17 protein-coding genes are annotated in these 17535 nt (G+C 58.2%); 10 read left to right on the top strand and 7 right to left on the bottom strand.

All coding sequences use genetic code 11. From position 1 onward, the window contains the following. The first annotated feature begins 27 nt into the window (after positions 1-27). Complete coding sequence (locus QV747_RS12225; protein ID WP_273431190.1) at positions 28-960, top strand: pseudouridine synthase; 933 nt, start codon at positions 28-30, stop codon at positions 958-960. A 233-nt stretch (positions 961-1193) separates the two neighbouring features. Here QV747_RS12225 and QV747_RS12230 read toward each other — a convergent pair whose 3' ends face one another. Both QV747_RS12230 and QV747_RS12235 read right to left on the bottom strand, forming a co-directional pair. Next, a complete protein-coding gene (locus tag QV747_RS12230) occupies positions 1194-1943 on the bottom strand; it encodes a TlyA family RNA methyltransferase (protein WP_273431188.1) in 750 nt (249 codons plus the stop codon). Positions 1944-1951: 8 nt separating this feature from the next. Further along, on the bottom strand, positions 1952-2707 hold the full coding sequence (locus tag QV747_RS12235; protein ID WP_047391211.1) for a pseudouridine synthase: 756 nt from the start codon (positions 2705-2707) through the stop codon (positions 1952-1954). 197 nt (positions 2708-2904) lie between these two features. Between QV747_RS12235 and QV747_RS12240 the strand changes: the two genes are divergently transcribed. Beyond that, the gene (locus QV747_RS12240) at positions 2905-3291 is read left to right on the top strand and encodes a SirB2 family protein (protein WP_273431185.1); all 387 of its coding nucleotides are present in this window, start codon (positions 2905-2907) and stop codon (positions 3289-3291) included. Here QV747_RS12240 and moaC read toward each other — a convergent pair whose 3' ends face one another. After that, complete coding sequence (gene moaC / locus QV747_RS16655; protein ID WP_373317305.1) at positions 3292-4416, bottom strand: cyclic pyranopterin monophosphate synthase MoaC; 1125 nt, start codon at positions 4414-4416, stop codon at positions 3292-3294. 347 nt (positions 4417-4763) lie between these two features. Here moaC and QV747_RS12255 point away from each other — a divergent pair, with 347 nt between their 5' ends. Further along, the gene (locus tag QV747_RS12255) at positions 4764-6410 is read left to right on the top strand and encodes a mechanosensitive ion channel family protein (protein WP_273431183.1); all 1647 of its coding nucleotides are present in this window, start codon (positions 4764-4766) and stop codon (positions 6408-6410) included. Here QV747_RS12255 and QV747_RS12260 read toward each other — a convergent pair. Further along, positions 6367-6909, bottom strand: coding sequence for an NAD(P)H-dependent oxidoreductase (locus QV747_RS12260; protein ID WP_273431181.1), 543 nt, complete (start codon positions 6907-6909; stop codon positions 6367-6369). The genes QV747_RS12255 and QV747_RS12260 overlap by 44 nt on opposite strands. A 98-nt stretch (positions 6910-7007) precedes the next feature. On the opposite strand from QV747_RS12260, the gene QV747_RS12265 reads away from it, so the two are divergent. The 3 genes from QV747_RS12265 to QV747_RS12275 all read left to right on the top strand — a co-directional run bounded on the left by QV747_RS12265 (position 7008) and on the right by QV747_RS12275 (position 9151). Beyond that, a complete protein-coding gene (locus QV747_RS12265) occupies positions 7008-7604 on the top strand; it encodes a hypothetical protein (RefSeq protein ID WP_156128940.1) in 597 nt (198 codons plus the stop codon). After that, positions 7601-8335, top strand: coding sequence for an MBL fold metallo-hydrolase (locus QV747_RS12270; RefSeq protein WP_028450372.1), 735 nt, complete (start codon positions 7601-7603; stop codon positions 8333-8335). The genes QV747_RS12265 and QV747_RS12270 overlap by 4 nt, the downstream gene beginning before the upstream one ends. Before the next feature lie 84 nt (positions 8336-8419). Then, the gene (locus QV747_RS12275) at positions 8420-9151 is read left to right on the top strand and encodes a peptidylprolyl isomerase (protein ID WP_028450373.1); all 732 of its coding nucleotides are present in this window, start codon (positions 8420-8422) and stop codon (positions 9149-9151) included. Positions 9152-9208: 57 nt separating this feature from the next. Here QV747_RS12275 and QV747_RS12280 read toward each other — a convergent pair whose 3' ends face one another. After that, positions 9209-11314, bottom strand: coding sequence for an ATP-binding protein (locus QV747_RS12280; RefSeq protein ID WP_273431176.1), 2106 nt, complete (start codon positions 11312-11314; stop codon positions 9209-9211). A gap of 3 nt (positions 11315-11317) precedes the next feature. Continuing rightward, positions 11318-11803: a molybdopterin-dependent oxidoreductase gene (locus tag QV747_RS12285; protein ID WP_047391202.1), complete on the bottom strand. Its 486-nt coding sequence runs from the start codon at positions 11801-11803 to the stop codon at positions 11318-11320. 327 nt (positions 11804-12130) lie between these two features. On the opposite strand from QV747_RS12285, the gene QV747_RS12290 reads away from it, so the two are divergent. From QV747_RS12290 to QV747_RS12305, 4 genes are all read left to right on the top strand, one after another. Next, complete coding sequence (locus QV747_RS12290) at positions 12131-13390, top strand: D-amino acid dehydrogenase (RefSeq protein WP_273431174.1); 1260 nt, start codon at positions 12131-12133, stop codon at positions 13388-13390. A 172-nt stretch (positions 13391-13562) separates the two neighbouring features. Continuing rightward, positions 13563-15572 (top strand): BCCT family transporter, encoded by a 2010-nt coding sequence (locus QV747_RS12295; protein WP_273431172.1) that lies wholly within the window; start codon positions 13563-13565, stop codon positions 15570-15572. A 177-nt stretch (positions 15573-15749) separates the two neighbouring features. After that, on the top strand, positions 15750-16751 hold the full coding sequence (gene hemB / locus QV747_RS12300) for a porphobilinogen synthase (RefSeq protein ID WP_028450378.1): 1002 nt from the start codon (positions 15750-15752) through the stop codon (positions 16749-16751). 79 nt (positions 16752-16830) lie between these two features. Next, positions 16831-17394 carry a hypothetical protein gene (locus QV747_RS12305; protein WP_273431170.1) on the top strand — a complete coding sequence of 188 codons (564 nt, stop codon included), beginning with the start codon at positions 16831-16833 and terminating at the stop codon, positions 17392-17394. Between the two features lie 11 nt (positions 17395-17405). Here the strand turns inward: QV747_RS12305 and QV747_RS12310 are convergent, their stop codons facing one another. Beyond that, positions 17406-17531, bottom strand: coding sequence for a hypothetical protein (locus QV747_RS12310; RefSeq protein WP_273431169.1), 126 nt, complete (start codon positions 17529-17531; stop codon positions 17406-17408). Positions 17532-17535 lie beyond the last annotated feature (4 nt).

Consider the following 17535-nt stretch of genomic DNA (forward strand, 5'->3'; position numbering starts at 1 on the left):
GCAGCCGCGCCCCGGTCGAGCCATCCTATGAAAAAAGCTTTTTCTCCCCTCCCCCTGCGTGACGGCCTGGCGGCCAGTTGCGCGGGAATGCTGCCCGGCGGGCACTGGACCCTGGCGCGCGATTTCTTGCGCGATCGTTTTCCCTATCTCGACCCGGCAATCATCGACCAGCGCCTGCAGGCGGGCGAAATATTCGACGATAATGGCCAGCCCATTGCGCCCGATGCGCCGTATCGGCCCGGCCACTATCTTTGGTATTACCGTGATGTACCGCAGGAAACGCCGGTGCCATTTGCGCTCGAGATTCTGCATCAGGATGAGCGGATTGTCGTGATCGACAAGCCGCATTTCTTGTCCACCATCCCGGCTGGGCGCTTTGTGCGCGAAACCGCACTGGTGCGCTTGCGCCAGCTACTGGGGCGCGATGACATCGCGCCGGTGCACCGACTCGATCGGGAAACAGCCGGGGTGATGATGTTTTGCCTTGATAGCGCCAGCCGCAGCGGCTATCAGCGGCTCTTTGAAAGCCGGCAAGTGCAGAAAACCTACGAAGCCATTGCGCCATTCCGGCCCGACCTGACCCTGCCCTATGTGCATCGCTCGCGCCTGAGCGAGGCCAGCGCTGACTTTTTTACCATGGCCGAAGTGCCGGGCGAGCCCAATAGCGAAACGCGCATCAGCCTGCTGGAGCAGCGCGGCGCCTGGGCCAAATACCGGCTTGAACCACACACCGGCAAAAAGCACCAGCTACGCGCGCATCTGGCTGCGCTGCAGATCCCGATTTTGAATGACCCGTGGTATCCGGTGGTGCTGGATGACAAAGGCGATGATTTTAGCGCCCCGCTGCAATTGCTGGCGCGCGAGCTACGCTTTGTCGATCCCTTTAGCCAGTGCGAACGGGTATTTTATTCCCGGCGCGAACTCAGCTGGCCGGCCGCAACCAGCGATTGCGCCACGTAAACGTAGTCGCAATAAATACCCCGGCAGGTATAGCCCGCCAAGTCAGTAGCTATAGTGCCTGCAGGGCAATACGTTCTGGTAGTTTTACACAGCTAAAAGGCAAAATTGTTCACCGCCGACGGCGGGTGGCAATTTTAGAATGAAGTCATGGAATTCAGCGCTTGAACACGCATTCCATACAGAGAGTTTAGGGCCCGCCATGTGCGGGCCTTTTTTTTGCGCCGGCGGCGCGCCTAGGCGGCGAGAGCGTAGATAAAGAACTCGTGATTGCCATCGCCACCGGTAATCGGGCTGGGGAAATAATCCAGCACCTGAAAACCACATTCGCTAGCCGCCGCACGGATTTTGCTTTCAACCAGCGGATACAGCGCCGGATCGCGCACAATGCCGCCCTTACCCAAGGCCTGCGGCCCAAGCTCAAACTGCGGCTTCACCAGAAACAGCAAACGGCCGCCCGCTGGCAGCACGCTGCGTAAAGCCGGCAGCACCAGCGTCAGCGAAATAAACGAGACATCACCCACCACCAGATCCAGCGGCGCATCCAGCGCCGGGGCAATCAACTCTGGCGTGAGATGGCGCGCATTCACGCCTTCAAATTGCACCACACGTGTATCTGCCAGCAGCCGCGGGTGCAACTGATCATGTCCAACTTCGACCCCAATCACTTTGCGCGCACCCGCTTGCAGCAGGCAATCGCTAAATCCGCCAGTGGAAATCCCGACATCCAGCGCCGTGAAATCGGTCACCGCCAGCTGCGCCACCGCCAAAGCCCCGGCCAGTTTCAGCCCGCCGCGCGAGACATAGCGATCAACTTCATCCGGGGCAATCTGCAACTCGGCATCGGCCGGCAGTTTTAGTGCGGCTTTAGACACCGCTTTGCCATCGGCCACCACCCGGCCGGCAGCGATCATGGTTTGCGCCTGAGTGCGCGAGGCGGCCACGCCCCGCTCCACCAGCAATACATCAGCCCGCAACATACTCATCGCGTAGCTCAGGCAAAGGTTTCGTCGTTACGCAGATAGCGCCACTGCCCGCGCGGCAGCTCGCCCAGCACCACTTTACCAATCCGGATCCGCTGCAGGCCAACGACTTGCAGGCCCACCAGCTCACACATCCGGCGGATTTGGCGCTTTTTACCCTCTTTGAGGATAAAGCGCAGCTGGTCTTTATTTTGCCACCACACCCGCGCCGGCTTGAGCGCCTCACCATCCAGAGACAAACCGTGGTTTAGCAGGCGCAAGCCATCGGCTTTCAGGTGGCCTGATACGCGCACCAGATATTCTTTTTCCACCTGCGAATTTTCGCCGATCAGGGTTTTGGCCACCACGCCGTCTTGGGTGAGTACCAATAAGCCTACCGAATCAATATCCAAGCGCCCGGCTGGCGCCAGGCCCTGAAAATGCACGGGTGAGAAACGAATTCCGCTGGTGTCGCCAGCCCAATGGTTTTCCGGCTGCACCAGCACCACCGCGGGCTCGTAGCCATCTTCGGCCTGGCCCGACACATAGCCCACCGGCTTATTAATCAAAATGGTGACGCGATTATCCTGAATCTGCCGGGCGATCGGGTCGAGCTCGATGTGCTGCTCGGGCAAGACCTTGCTGCCCAGCACATTCACCACTTCGCCATCGACTTTCACCCAGCCTTTGGCGATGTATTCATCCGCCTCACGCCGTGAGCACAGGCCCAGCTCGGCCATGCGTTTAGACAAGCGTAGCGGGGTAGGCGAGTCGTGTTGTTCTTCCATTACAGCACCAGCATTTTTTCGAGGCAATCCTCCATTGTACTGGCTTCACCCGCGATGAGAAACCGCGCTGGTGAGGCGCTAGGGGTATTGCTCGGGACTGCCTTAGCAAGCTAAGGCTGGGCACTATACCCTGCCATGTATCACACCACCCGCAGCCACCGGCGAGCTTGGTAGAATGCAATTTTGCGAGGAAGACGATGGAATACTATTTGCCCGTGCGCCATCTGCATATGCTCTTGGCCGCGCTCTCTGGCGCTTTGTTTTGCTGGCGCGGATTATTGATGCTGCGCCAATCGCCGCAGCTGCAGCTGCGCATTTACCGCATCGCGCCCCATCTGATTGATAGTGCCCTCCTTGCCGCCGCGCTGTATCTGGCGATTGTTAGTGGGCAAAGCCCGGGTAATTCGCCTTGGCTCTTGGCCAAAATCATTGCGCTACTAGCGTATATCGGGCTCGGCATGGTGGCATTAAAACGCGGCAAAACCCAAATCCAGCGGGCGCTGGCCTTTGGGGCAGCAATCTTGACCTATGCCTATATCGTGGGTGTAGCGATCAGTAAATCGCCCACGCTGGGCTGGTGGTAATCAGATGAGCGGGATCTCAAGCCCGCCGGCGCTGGGGGCGGCCGCGCTAGCAGGCCAGACACCGGATTTGCCGCCCAGCTTTTCCAGCAGGCGCACGTTGCCAATGACCATGCCTTTATCCACGGCTTTGCACATATCGTAAATCGTTAGCAGGCCAATTTGGACGGCGGTGAGCGCTTCCATCTCCACCCCGGTACGCCCCACGGTATCGCAGCTCACCGTGCAGCGAACGAACGATTTCACCCGATCAATGCTAAATTCCACCGTCACACCATGCAGTGGCAGCGGATGGCACAGCGGAATCAGATCACTGGTTTTTTTCGCCGCCATAATCGCCGCGATCCGCGCTACGCCAAGCACATCGCCCTTTTGATGGTCGCCCGCCTCGATCAGCCGCAAGGTATCCGGCAACATGCGGATTTCGCCCTGCGCCGTAGCGGTACGCCGGGTTTCGCTTTTGTCGACCACATTGACCATATGTGCATCGCCACTGGCGGTGAAGTGCGACAATGCCCCGCCCCCCACGGCAAGCGCTTCTGCGCCTGCCAGCCGGCCGGCCAGCTGGTTCAGGTCTTCTGGGGTATCCAAATTGGCAAACAGGCCTTCGGCAAAAGTGACCATCACCGCGCCAGCGGCTTTCAGGCATTCATCCAGCGCGCTTTGGCCAGTGGAAAGGGCTTCCACCAAATTGGGCAACAGGCTGCGATGCAGCATGCAGATAGGCCAATGCACTTGACCATCTGCGGTCCGCGCCACCACGGCCAGCGCGCTACTGGCATTGAGCGCAGCGCGAAACTGCAAAATCAGATCTTGCGGCAGGAAGGGCACATCACACGGCAGCACCAGCAACCAGTCGGCGGGCGAGGCCAACAGTGCGGCATGAATCCCCGCCAGTGGGCCACCCTGGGGGTACATATCGCGCAATACCGCGTGGCCAAAGCCGGCGTAGTCGGGCAGATTGCGATTAGCCGACAGCAAAATGTGATCGACCGGAATGGTTTGCTTCTGAATGCCTTCCAGCACCCAAGCCACCATCGGCCGGCCAGAAAGCTCGAGCAAACCTTTATCTTGCCCGCCCATTCGCGTGGCCGGGCCACCGGCCAGTACTACCGCATCCAGAGTCATCGCCTGTTTCCTGCAGGGCCCGACACATCGGGCCGCCAATAAATATTAGGAATCCATACTATATGGAGTTCACATGACATCGGCAATCGGTGCGCAGCGGATCGTCACGGCAAACAGCCATTTTACAACGTAAAAACCATGTATTTCTGCGTTAGGCCAACTTACCCGCCAAGGTATAGGCCACCAAGCCATGAAAAATAAGATCTAGCACTCAATACCCCCACCCACTAGCGTGCCTAAGCGGCATCAGCACCACGCGGGAGCGATCGCCCTGCTGGCCACGTAGTCGGCTCAGATTATTCTGGGCTATCATCGAGCTTTCAGCTTGCTGCCGCCGAGGGTTTTCGATGCTGGTTCTGCGCCGATTGTTGCTCATCTGTTTGTGTTGTCTCAGCCTCTTTAGCTACGCCGAGCCCACCCCCATCCCGGCGAGCGAACCCCACGCGGTCACCATTAATAACCGCACCTTAGTGCAGTTTCGGGTGGGGCTCTTAAATTACTCGGTCGAAGATCGTGCGCAAGCTGCCGAGCTGCGAATCCGCCGCATTCTGGAACACAGCAATGCCCAGCAAATTACGCTTACCCCGGTGCAAACGCCCGATGCCGGCATCAGCGTAGCCTTGGGCAAAGAGCAGGTCTTTCTCATTCTGCAACAAGACATCGACACGCTGGCGGGTGAAACCCTCGATAGTGTGGCGGCACAAGCCCAGCAGCAGCTCGAGCAACTGCTACGCGAACAGCGCGAGCTGCGCGACCCCGAGCAGCTTCTGCGGGCGGCAGTGTATACCGTGGTGGCTACGCTGCTGTTTGCCGGTACGCTGTGGCTACTGAGCCGCGCCCGGGTCATCTTGCTGAAAAATGGCCGCCGCTACATTACCCGCCCGCTGGCGCGTCTGGCGCGGCAAACCACCGGTGTGCAGATTTCACTGCTGAATCGCATTTTGCGCTGGCTGATCAATCTCACCACCAGCCTGATTGGTTTAAGCCTCACCTATACGTGGCTCACGTTTGTATTTAGCCAGTTCCCGTTTACCCGGGTATGGAGCGAGCAGCTTAATCAGGCGATTTTGCAGTTTCTGGGCAAGGTGGCCAGCGGGGTGCTATCGGCCTTGCCAGGCTTACTGGTAGTGATTTTTATCATTGTCTGCGCCCGCTATACAGCGCGGTTTTTGCGCTTTGTGTTTGGTCGGATCGAGCGCGGTGAGCTTAATCTGAGCTGGTTTGACCGCGAAACCGCCAGCACCACCCGCAAAATCATGACCTTTTTGGTCTGGCTGCTGGCCATTGCGATGTGCTACCCCTATCTGCCCGGCGCGGATACCGAAGCCTTTAAAGGGCTCTCGGTCATGGTGGGCTTGATGGTGTCGCTGGGGGCTTCCAGCGTGGTGGGACAATTTGCCAGCGGGCTGATTCTGATTTACGCCAAATCACTCAAGCAAGGCGAATACGTGCAAATTGGCGACACCGAGGGGACGGTAATCCACATTGGCCTCTTTGCCACCAAAATCCACACTAATTTGCGCGAGGAAGTCAGTATTCCAAATTCGGTCTTGGTGGGGCAAAGCGTCAAGAATTTCTCTCGCCTAGCGGCAGGTGGCGGGGTAATTACCCAAGTGGGCGTCACCATTGGCTATGACACCCCATGGCGGCAGGTAGAAGCCATGCTGATTGAGGCGGCCCAACAAACCAAGGGGGTACGCAATAATCCGCGGCCGGTGGTGTATCAAACCGCACTCTCCGATTACTACGTGGAATACTTTCTGCGCATTGCCGTCGATGAGCCACGCCGCCGGCTGGAGATCATGAGCGATCTGCATGCCAAGATTCAGGATGTGTTTAACACCTATGGGGTGCAAATCATGTCGCCGCATTACATTGCGGATCCGGAACAAGAAAAAGTCATCGCGCCTGCCCACTGGTACCCTGCCCCAGCGCAAGCGCCCACCGGCGCTAAAGCCACGCCGCCGTCAGGCCCTCACGATAACGGGCAATAAAACCTTGCAGCTGGGCTAGCTGCGCGCCAGCCAGATCGCCCTGCGGGGTATCTGGCTGGATATCCATAATTAATGGGGGCTGCCAGCGCATACCCAGCCCTTCGGCTGTGAGCTGGAAGGGCCGTAAAATCGCAGCCAGCGCGGCGGCATCCAGCGTGCCATATTGCCGGCTGGCCGTAGCCATACTTACCACCAGCCACAGCGTTTTCCCCGCCAGCTGCTGCCGGCGGCCATAGGCCCAACCGGGGCACAGCACATCATCCTGCCAGCGCTTGAGTAGAGCCGGACAGCTGTGCCAGTAGAGTGGAAACTGCCACACCAGCCGCTGGGCATGCTCGCAGGCTTCCTGCTCGGCCAGCAAATCAATCTCCCCATCGGGATACATGCTTTCTAGATGATGCACGCGGCTATCAGGCAGCTCGGCCAATTCATCCAGTAGCGGCCGGTGAATATGCGACATGGCCAGATGCGGGTGCGACACGATCAGCAGATTTTTCATCTTCGACTCCAATGCTGGCGGTGGACTTACAGTATGGCTGGGGGTTTACCGGCTTTGCCGCTATAAAGAAGGCAGCTAATCGACAAGAGGTGGTAGCGATGACCATCGCCCGGGCCGGGGTCAGCAGCCTGCGCCAATCGGTGCTGATTCACGAAGAGGTCAAAGTCGTGATCCGCCATTGCTTTGAAATCAATCTCATGGGGCTCAATGCCATCTTGCTGGCCAAAAAAGCCGGTACTTCGGCGCGGGGCTTTGGCGTGGTGTCTAGCGAGCTGCGCCAGCTCAGTCTGGAATTGCAAACCGCCATGCAGGCACTTAATGAGCTCACTCAACAGCTACTCACCAGCGCCACCTCGCGCCTGCAGGCCGAGCGCCGCTGGCAACGGCTGCACGATGCGGCCAGCCACAGCGAAGCACTGCACGCCCTGCTCAGCCCCGCCATGCAGCGCGCACAGGCCCGCCAACAGCTCAGCGTACACGCCAACCAGTTTCAAGAATGCCTCGCCGAAGCCAACCGCAGTTGCACTTTTGGTCTGGTGCTTGCGCGCGCGGCGCGTATCGAATCGGCCTATAGCGGCCAGCTGCGTAGCGTATTGGCCGAGCTGGCCGAGAGCTTCGCCCGGCAAATCGAGGCTGTCCTCGGCCGCCTCACCACGCTGCAACACATCACCCGTGATCTGGACCTGCACGCATGAAAAAAGCCCAACTCATCGCCAGCTGCGAGCAGCATCGCTGGTACGCCATAGCCCGCGACCCTGCGCGGGCCGATTTTCTGATCGATACCAATGAATATGTGGTCACCACCGGGGAAGATAGCCTGCTGTGTGATCCGGGCGGGGCGGAGGTGTTTCCCGCCGTGTTTGCTGCATTGTCGGAAGTAATTGATCCGCGCAGCGTACGGCGAGTGTTTTCATCCCATCAAGACCCGGATGTGATCTCATCGCTTGGGCTCTGGCATGACTTTAACCCCGACATTCGCTGTCACGTTTCCGGCTTATGGGCCGGGTTTATTCCGCATTTTGGCTGTGGGGCCGATACGCTGGTGGCCATTCCCGATGCGGGCGTAAATCTCACGCTGGGCGAGCGGGAATTACAGCTGATTCCGGCCCACTATCTGCATTCATCGGGCAATTTTCATGTTTATGATCCTGCCTGCAAACTGCTGTTTACTGGCGACGTGGGCGCGGCGCTGCTACCGGATGCCGACTGCAATTTATTCGTCGAAGATTTTGACCGGCATATTCGCTTTGCCGAAGGTTTTCACAAACGCTGGATGGGCTCCAACACCGCCAAAAAACGCTGGATCGAGCGCGTGCGCCAGCTCGAGATCGAGCTGATGTGCCCGCAGCATGGCGCCATTTATCGCGGGGAAGACGTACAACGCTTTATCGACTGGTTTGATGATTTGCAAGTCGGCTACGGTTGATCTTGCTACAATCGCCCCCATACTCGGTATAACCCTTTTAGCGTCGCGGGCTTGCGACGCTTCATTTTTTACAGGATTCATCTCATGGCCATTACGGTAAACGGCGTTGAAATCGACGAAGCACTCATCGCCAGCGAACAAGCCAACCACGAAGGCGCACCCAGCGCACGTGATGCGGCAATTCAGGAGCTGATCCTGCGCGAATTGCTGTTGCAGCAAGCCACTGCAGCCGGCATCAGCGGCGCAACCCCAGAAGAAACCATCGGCGCTTTGCTGGATCGTGAACTGCAAGTGCCTGAAGCAGACGAAGCCGCTTGCCAAGCTTTTTACGATGCCAACCCACAAAGCTTTACCCGTGGTGAATCGGCCGTTGCTAGCCACATCCTGTTCCCGCTGGGCGAAGGCTTGGCAGCTAGCCTGGCGAAATCAAAAGCCGAAGGCGTTTTGGCTGAAGTGCAAGCCAACCCAGAACGTTTCGCAACCCTGGCCAAAGAGCATTCAACCTGCCCATCAGGCCAGCAAGGCGGTAGCCTTGGCCAGTTTGGCCGTGGCCAAATGGTGCCTGAATTCGAACAAGCCGTATTTAGCACCGACGCAGGTCAAATCACCCCGCATCTGGTGGAAACCCAGTTCGGCTACCACATCATTCAGGTGAACGAGCGCAGCGATGGTGACAAAGTCACTTTCGAAGAAGTGAAAGAGCGCCTGCAAGCCTTCCTGACCGATATGGCCGGCCGCAAAGTGATGCACGACTATCTGGCCAAGCTGGTCAGCGCTGCCAAGATCGATGGCTACAGCATGCCTGAACTGGCCTAAACGCGAGTCAGCTGCCGTAAAAAAACCGGGGCACGCCCCGGTTTTTTTACGCTTGCATCATTCCCGACTTAATTCTGCCCAGGTGCGGTTCCGTAATTGGGCAAGCTCCGCCAAGGTGGGTGCCTGTAGCTGCGGATTGTGCTCCAGCAGCGCCCATTGCTGTGCCAATTGCTCGGCACCAAGCTGAGCGGCAATGCCTTTGGCGCTGTGCGCATGGCGTTGGGCTGCGTCGATCTCGCCGCCCTGCAGTGCGCGCACGAAATCCTGCTCCAGATCTTGCAGGCGGGCGAACCCTTTTTCCGCCAAGCCTAAGTAGCGCTCGCGACTAAATCCCAGCCGCTGCTCGGCTGCGGCCTGCGTAAGCAGCGCCGAATCAGCCTGCGGCGAAGCCGGTAACAACACCGGCGCACTCAGCCCCAGCAAATCAAGGATTTCCTGCCCCTGATAGGGTTTGCTCAGAAAACCGGCCAACAGGGCAAAGGCCGGATGCTGGCGCAATTCATGCTCAGGCGAAGCGCTAATCAGATACACCGGCTGCCGATAGCCCAGCGCCGCCATGCGGCTAGTGACTTCCAGCCCATCGGGGCCCGGCATCTGGTAATCCATCAGCACCAAATCTACCACCTCACCACGGCTGAGCGCGTCGAGCGCTTCCAGCCCATTGGCCATCGGCAGGGTTTGTGCGCCGGCCTCTTCCAGTATTTCGCACAGCAGTTCGCGATTTACCTTTTGATCTTCTACCACCATCACCCGTCGGCCTTGCGCCAGTGGCCGCAGCGGTGCCGGCGCCGCACTGACCGGCACGGTGGCTGGGGCGAGCTGCGCTTGTAGTGTCAGCACAAATTCACTGCCTTGCCCAAGCGTACTGGCGGCGCTGATGTCGCCGCCCATCAGACGGGCATAATCGCGGCTGAGCGCGAGGCCCAAGCCCGTCCCCCCCAGCTGTTTGCCACTTTCGGTTTGCTCAAAGGGGTGAAACAAATGCTGCAGCTCATGCTCGGCAATCCCGCAGCCGGTATCACGTACACTCAGCTGCAAGACATAGGCCGATTTCTCGGCCCGCCCGCGCACTTGCAAAATCACCTCGCCCCGCTCGGTGAATTTCATACTATTGCCGATCAAATTAATCAAAATCTGCCGCAATTTGCCACCATCCAGCAGCAAGACCGGCGGTAAATCGGCGGCAAAATCGAGCGTAAAGCGCAGCCCTTTTTCCTGTGCCATCAGCGCAAACATCCCCACCAGCTCCTGCCGTAGCTGGCTTAGCGCTAGCGGCTCGATGATCAGCTCTAGCTTGCCGCTTTCGGATTTGGATAAATCCAGCACATGATTGAGCAGGCTGAGCAAATGCTGGCCCGAATGCGCTACATGACTAAGCTGCAGGCGTTGCTGCTCGGTGAGCTGCGAGTTTTGCCGCAAGCGCTCGGTGTAGCCCAAGATCGATGTGAGTGGGGTACGGATTTCGTGGCTGATGTGCGCTAAAAAACGGCTTTTGGTTTCATTGGCCGCCACCGCATTGGCGCGGGCTTCATCGAGCGAATTGTTCAAATCCAGCAAGCTGAGGCGCTGCTTTTCACTGCGCCACAGCGCGGTCAGGGCCAGCCCCGCAAAGGCCAGCAAGAGCACCACCTGCAACAAAGCCAATCCAGTGCGCCAAGTGCCGAGATTGGCTAGGCGTTTTTGTTTAAGCTCATTGCGCTTGATGTCTTCGCTGCGCACCCGCTGAGCCATATCTTCAATCGGCGCCTGCAGCTCTTCCATCAGCTGATTCAGTTGCTCCCACTGCGCAGGCCCCAGCGGCCCTTGCTGCAAGATCCGGTCTGCATCCAGCACAAAGCGTTTCACGGCAGGGAAATCTTGCTGGCTCAGTACCGGATCGGTGAATTGGCGCAGGATGACATCGTATTCCAGGCTGTGCACCCGGCCGTAAACAATATCAAAGCGCAAGGCAAAATCATCGGCGTCGCGCAGGCGGATTGACTCGCGCAAGCGCTGCAATTCGGCACGGGTCTGGAAAATCTGCCACAGCTGATTGCCCACCCCTTGCTGGTCGAAATCGACCAGCTCGGCCTTTTGTTTCTGCTCGAAATGAATGATCAAACTGAAGTTGACCATCAGCACTAGGCTAATGGCCAACAAAATCACAGGAAAACGTCGACTCATGCTTTATTGAACGGTAATCAGTTTCAGCTGCCAGGCGCAGCGCCGGTAATAGTCGGTCTTGCGCAGATCAGCGTGCTGATCAAACGGGTACATGATGAACAACGGCCCTTTTTCGCGTATCGACATGGTTTTACCGCCCAAGCGGCTAGCCACGATCACATCATACGTAAAGGCATCGCTGGCGGGTATTTCAATTGTGTAATCATTCAGCGCCGACAGCCGAAGCGCCCCGCTGCTCACGCCAGCGAGCTTTAACACATCGCGCAGCAAGGGGCCTTCAAAGGTTTGCGGCTCGGGATACCACGGCGTGGGGACGGTCATTTTGTATTGGGGCAGTTTATCCAGATCAGCCAGGGACAGAGCCTGTGGCGTGGTGACTTTGCCTTTGATCGTCAGAATGGTGCGCGTGGTATTGGTTTCGTTGGCAAAGCTGAGGCTGGCCAGTGCCAGCAAAGCAAAGGTGATCAAGCGGCCGAATGTGCGCAGCATAAGGAAACTCCTCATTATTTTTAGTCGCAGAAAAAGCGGTGTTTTGGCTTCATTGTATAGTGCATTTTCCCTTTCTTAATCAGCATTTGCTGTTTGAAACGGCGCTGCGCGCCAATCGGTCAAGCCGCCTGACCGGATTTAAATGCCACTTGCATCAGCCACACCGAAACGACCAGATATACCCATTGATGTATCACCCTACAAGGCTTAATTTTATTAGCCTTTAATCATATACCCCACATAAAGGATAATCCGCATCGTCGCCTGCCAAGCAAATCACTATGCTGATCTCATTAGTGCGCATGAGCGCCACAGGAAGATGAAATCATGCAGATTGTTGTGATCGGCGCCGGCGTGGTCGGCGTGACCAGTGCCTATTATTTGCAGCAGGCCGGCCATCAGGTCACGGTGTTAGAGCGCTTGCCAGCGCCAGCGCAGGAAACCAGCTTTGCCAACGCGGGGCAGATTTCCCCGGGCTATGCCGCCCCATGGGCAGCGCCAGGGATTCCGCTCAAGGCGATGAAATGGCTACTGCAAAGCCACGGCCCCCTGCGCATTCGGCCACAAGCTGATCCGTTCCAGTGGCAATGGCTGGCGCGCATGCTGAGCAACTGCACCGTCGACGCTTATGCCCGCAATAAAAACCGCATGGTGCCGCTGGCCGAATACAGCCGCGATCAGCTCAAGCTGCTGCGCGCGCAAACCGGGATCGACTACGAGCAACGCACACTGGGCACATTGCAGATCTTCCGCCAGCCTAAACAGCTGGACAATGGTCGTCGCGATGCCGAATTACTGGCGCAAATGGGCGTAGCGCATCAGCTGCTTGATCCGGCCGGCATTGTCGAAGTGGAACCCGCACTGGCCCATTTGGCTGGGCGCCTGAGCGGCGCCTTGCGGCTACCGAATGATGAAACCGGCGACTGCCAACTCTTTACCACGCGCCTAGCCGAGCTGGCCACACTTGCCGGGGTGCGCTTTCGCTATGCCGTGGAAGTGCACGGTTTTCGCCGCCAGGGCGCACGCATTAGCGGGGTACAGCTGCTGGGTGAAACCGTGGCCTGTGATGCGGTGGTGCTGGCGGCAGGCTGCCAGGCCCGCGCGCTGGGCCAGCTGGTGGGGCTGGATTTGCCCGTGTATCCGGTGAAAGGCTATTCAATCACTGTGCCACTGCACAATCCCGAGCAGGCGCCGCGCTCTACCGTCATGGACGAAAGCTACAAAATTGCCCTCACCCGCTTTGATCAGCGTTTACGCGTAGGCGGTATGGCCGAGCTGGCGGGCTTTGACAAAACCATTCAGCCCGGGCGGATCGATACGCTGAAAATGGTGGCCCATTCGCTCTTTCCACAAGCGGGAGATTTGAATCAGGCCAGCGCCTGGACCGGCCTGCGCCCCATGACGCCCGATGGTACGCCGATTATTGGCCCAACTCCGATCGACAATCTCTACACCAACACCGGCCACGGCACGCTGGGCTGGACCATGGCTTGCGGCTCGGCCAAAGTGCTCACCGATCTCATCAATCAGCAAAAAACCGAGATCGATAGCCGCGAACTGGGGCTCGCCCGCTACAGCGCCCACTAATACCGGGGTTTTTGTGCAGTATTTACGCTTGTGACATTGTTCGGCGCGCTGCGCTATGCCGGGCGAGTAAAGTAAAGCTCGACGTGGCCAGCCCGACGCTGGCCGCCCTGTTCACCGCGCGCAATATTCTGCCGGCTAGCCGCCGCATTTGCGCGCCCAACCGGAGCGCACCATGTCACCACCTGCCTTATCCCGGCATACTTTCCGATTGCCGGTTTTGTATCCCAGCCTGATTTTGATTGTGGGCCTTATTGCCCTGACCACGCTGGCCCCCCAAGCCGTTGAGCAACAGCTCGTGGCTACCCAAAGCTGGATTACCGCGCATTTTTCCTGGTTTTATACACTGGCCGTCTCCGGCTTTTTTATCTTCCTGCTGGGCCTGGCGATCAGTGATTACGGCAAAATCCGCCTCGGCGCCGATGATGCCGAGCCCGAGTTTAGCCTTGGTAGCTGGCTGGCGATGCTGTTTGCCGCCGGCATGGGGATCGGGCTGATGTATTACGGCGTGGGCGAGCCACTGCAACACTACGTCAATCCGCCACTGGCCGAGCCACAAACCCTTGGCGCTGCCAGTGAAGCCATGAGCAGCACCTTTTTACACTGGGGTTTCCATGCCTGGGCGATTTACGGCCTGGTGGGGCTGGTGTTGGCCTATTTTGGCTTTCGCTATAACCTGCCGCTCTCGCTGCGCTCGGGGCTTTACCCGATCTTGCGCGAGCGCATTCACGGTCCACTGGGGCATACCGTCGATATTTTCGCGCTGTGTTGTACCCTGTTTGGCCTCGCGCCCTCAGTCGGCCTTGGCTCGGTACAGCTGGCCGCCGGTCTGCATCGCCTAACGGGCTGGGATACCAGTGGCCTCGCCGTACAATTGTCCCTAATTGCCGCAGTGATCGTGCTGGCGGGGATTTCCGCGGCCACCGGCATTGGCAAAGGCGTGCGCCGCCTCTCCGAGCTCAATTTGCTCTTGGCCGTGTTGTTACTGCTGTTTGTGCTGTTTACTGGGCCCACCGTGTTCTTGCTCGGCGCCTTTAGCGATAATTTGGGCAACTATTTCAGCCAGCTGCCCCAGCTTACCTTCCGTAGTTTCACTTATACCCCGCCGCATAGTGAAGGCTGGCTCAGCGGCTGGACCATCCTGTACTGGGCATGGTGGATTTCATGGTCACCGTTTGTCGGGCTGTTTATTGCCCGCATTTCGCGTGGCCGCACGATTCGCGAATTCATTACTGGCGTACTGATTATCCCGAGTCTGTTTACCTTCCTGTGGATGACGGTGTTTGGGAATTCGGTGATCTGGTTTGATATGCACACTGCCCAAGGGGCGCTGAGCGCCACGGCGGGCAATGTGGACGCGCTACTGTTCCAGTTCTTTGATTATCTGCCGCTCTCGAGCGTGGCGGCGGTCATCGCCATGCTGCTGATCTTGGTGTTTTTTGTCACCTCGGCGGATTCGGGCGCACTGATGCTGGATACGCTGTCGTCCAAAGAGCCAGAGCGCTCACCAATCTGGCAGCGTTTGTTCTGGGCCGCCCTGCTGGGGCTAACAGCCGCCACGCTGCTGAGCGCTGGCGGACAAAAAGCCTTGATGACCATGACGCTGATTGCCGCGCTGCCCTTTGCGCTGATCATGCTGCTGCTGGCCTTTTCGCTCTGGCGCGGTTTGGTGGCCGATCGCCGACATTCGCAGCAGAAATTTACCCCAGCCAGTAGCTTCTGGAATGGCCAGCACTGGAAACAGCGCCTCACACAGATTCTGCAGCAGCCCACGGCCGAAGATGTGGCCAGCTTTATCCACAGCCGTGTGCGTCCAGCGCTGACCGCAGTAGCCTTGGAAATGCAGGCGCAAGGCTATACCAGCCGGCTAGAAGAGCACGACGATGGCGGCCTGTCGCTGGTGGTGCCGCAGGCTAATCTGCGCAATTTTGTGTACGGTGTGCATGCAGTGGCGCGGCCGATGGCGAGCTTTGCGCTGCGTGATGCGGGCCTGCCGGCCAGCGAGCGACAGCTTACTTATGAACCGGTCACCTTCTTTGCCGACGGGCGTCGTGGCTACACCATCGAATACCTGCGCGAAGAAGAAATCATTGCCGATGTGCTGAAGCAATATGAGCGGTATCTGTCGCTAAGCCAGAGCCAGCAAGCCCATCTGATCAATACCACCCCGGAGCATACGCTGTAACCTTGCCTTGGCCGCGTAGAGCGGCCAGCGCAACCCCAAGCCCGGCGCGCCAGCAATCAATCTGGCCGCCGGTTTTTTTCAGCCCGCAGCCAGCGCAAACGGGCTAAAATTACGCCCATCACCTTATTTTATGCGGGCTCGCACCACAAGCGCGGCCCACCAGCCCGGGATAGATCCATGCATACCAACCGCCCCTTCCCTACCACTCGCCTGCGCCGGATGCGCCGGGATGATTTTTCCCGCCGCCTGATGCGCGAAAACGCCCTCACCGCCAGCGACCTGATCCTGCCCGTTTTTGTCTTGGATGGTCGTGATCGCGTCGAAGATATTCCTTCCATGCCGGGCGTACAGCGCATGAGTATCGATCGACTGCTGGATGTGGCGGCAGAGGCGGTTAAGCTGGGTATCCCCGCGCTGGCTTTGTTTCCGGTGATCGAGCCACAACTGAAAACGCTGGATGCGCGCGAAGCGTGGAATCAGCGTGGCTTGGTGCCGCGCACGGTAGAAGCATTGAAAATGCGCTTTCCCGAGCTGGGCATCATCACCGATGTGGCGCTCGACCCGTACACCACGCACGGGCAGGATGGCATTATTGATGAACATGGCTATGTGCTGAACGACGAAACCATCGCCGCACTGGTCAAACAAGCCGCCAGCCACGCTGCCGCCGGCGCCGATATTGTCGCACCATCGGACATGATGGATGGCCGCGTCGGTGCCATTCGCGCCGCGCTCGATCGCGACAACCACATTCATACCCGCATCCTCGCCTACTCGGCCAAATACGCCAGCGCCTTTTACGGCCCGTTCCGCGATGCGGTCGGCTCGGCCGGTAATCTGGGCAAGGGCAATAAATACACCTATCAAATGGACCCGGCCAATAGCAACGAAGCGCTGCACGAAGTCAGCCTCGATCTGGCCGAAGGCGCAGATATGGTAATGGTGAAACCGGGCATGCCTTATCTGGATATCGTACGGCGCGTCAAAGACGAATTCGCCGCACCGACGTTCGTGTATCAGGTATCCGGCGAATACGCGATGCTGAAAGCCGCCGCGCAAAATGGCTGGCTGGATGAAAAAGCGGTGGTCATGGAAAGCCTGCTCGCGTTCAAACGCGCCGGCGCCGATGCCATCCTGACTTATTACGCGCTCGATGCCGCGAAATGGCTGCAGGACTAACACTGCCCTTGATGCATTTGGCATAGCCGCCAGCGCTGGTTTAGACTGGCGGCTCTTCTTTTTGCATTGCACCAAACCCATGCGCATTTTCTTTGCTACTTTGCTGCTCACAATAAACTGCTTACTCGCGCTGCCGAGCGTGGCGGCCGAGCCATTTACTGCCGAGCAGCAACTGGAGCTGGAGCGCATCAAGCACGATGTACAGCTCACCAACCTGCAAGTTGAGACCCTCAAGCAAAACCAGCTAGCCGAGCTGGAAAACCAGAAAAACTGGTTTGAAACCAGCCGCAAATCCATCGATTGGTGGGAATCGCATTTGTCGGTGCTAACCGGCGCGATTGGTTTATTTCTGGGGGTGTTTGGTTTGCTGATTCCGTTTTTGGTCGATCGGCAGCGGCAGAGTAAATTCGACGCCAAAATGGCGGAAATGGAAGCGCAGAAAAAACGGCTGAGTGATCTGCTGGCCGGGGTATCGGGTGATATTGATAATCTGAATCTGCAAGTGGCCAAAGCGGCAGAAAACGCGGCCCTGATTGATGAGATCACCCATAAAGCAAGCGAGCTGCACAGCCTTACCGAACAAAACGCGCAGCAAGCCTGGCAAATCCTGCAAGACCTCGCCGCCCGGCGCCACGCCCCTTAGTTTTCTAACGGTCAGTGCGCTGTGTTTTCCAGATCACAGCGCCGCAAGCCAATCTTGCCTTTACCCATCCGATTGCGGATATTGATCACGGCGCCCACGCGCCAGACCAGCAAGCAATGCTGGCAAATCAATAACATACAA

Origin of the sequence: uncultured Chitinibacter sp. (assembly GCF_945957625.1) — a bacterium.
GTDB lineage: Bacteria > Pseudomonadota > Gammaproteobacteria > Burkholderiales > Chitinibacteraceae > Chitinibacter > Chitinibacter tainanensis.

Bases quoted from the DNA above. Each gene is read 5' to 3' on its own strand.
- QV747_RS12225 (WP_273431190.1), top strand. From the start codon at position 28: ATGAAAAAAGCTTTTTCTCCCCTCCCCCTGCGTGACGGCCTGGCGGCC.
- QV747_RS12230 (WP_273431188.1), bottom strand. From the start codon at position 1,943: ATGAGTATGTTGCGGGCTGATGTATTGCTGGTGGAGCGGGGCGTGGCC.
- QV747_RS12235 (WP_047391211.1), bottom strand. From the start codon at position 2,707: ATGGAAGAACAACACGACTCGCCTACCCCGCTACGCTTGTCTAAACGC.
- QV747_RS12240 (WP_273431185.1), top strand. From the start codon at position 2,905: ATGGAATACTATTTGCCCGTGCGCCATCTGCATATGCTCTTGGCCGCG.
- moaC (WP_373317305.1), bottom strand. From the start codon at position 4,416: ATGACTCTGGATGCGGTAGTACTGGCCGGTGGCCCGGCCACGCGAATG.
- QV747_RS12255 (WP_273431183.1), top strand. From the start codon at position 4,764: ATGCTGGTTCTGCGCCGATTGTTGCTCATCTGTTTGTGTTGTCTCAGC.
- QV747_RS12260 (WP_273431181.1), bottom strand. From the start codon at position 6,909: ATGAAAAATCTGCTGATCGTGTCGCACCCGCATCTGGCCATGTCGCAT.
- QV747_RS12265 (WP_156128940.1), top strand. From the start codon at position 7,008: ATGACCATCGCCCGGGCCGGGGTCAGCAGCCTGCGCCAATCGGTGCTG.
- QV747_RS12270 (WP_028450372.1), top strand. From the start codon at position 7,601: ATGAAAAAAGCCCAACTCATCGCCAGCTGCGAGCAGCATCGCTGGTAC.
- QV747_RS12275 (WP_028450373.1), top strand. From the start codon at position 8,420: ATGGCCATTACGGTAAACGGCGTTGAAATCGACGAAGCACTCATCGCC.
- QV747_RS12280 (WP_273431176.1), bottom strand. From the start codon at position 11,314: ATGAGTCGACGTTTTCCTGTGATTTTGTTGGCCATTAGCCTAGTGCTG.
- QV747_RS12285 (WP_047391202.1), bottom strand. From the start codon at position 11,803: ATGCTGCGCACATTCGGCCGCTTGATCACCTTTGCTTTGCTGGCACTG.
- QV747_RS12290 (WP_273431174.1), top strand. From the start codon at position 12,131: ATGCAGATTGTTGTGATCGGCGCCGGCGTGGTCGGCGTGACCAGTGCC.
- QV747_RS12295 (WP_273431172.1), top strand. From the start codon at position 13,563: ATGTCACCACCTGCCTTATCCCGGCATACTTTCCGATTGCCGGTTTTG.
- hemB (WP_028450378.1), top strand. From the start codon at position 15,750: ATGCATACCAACCGCCCCTTCCCTACCACTCGCCTGCGCCGGATGCGC.
- QV747_RS12305 (WP_273431170.1), top strand. From the start codon at position 16,831: ATGCGCATTTTCTTTGCTACTTTGCTGCTCACAATAAACTGCTTACTC.
- QV747_RS12310 (WP_273431169.1), bottom strand. From the start codon at position 17,531: ATGTTATTGATTTGCCAGCATTGCTTGCTGGTCTGGCGCGTGGGCGCC.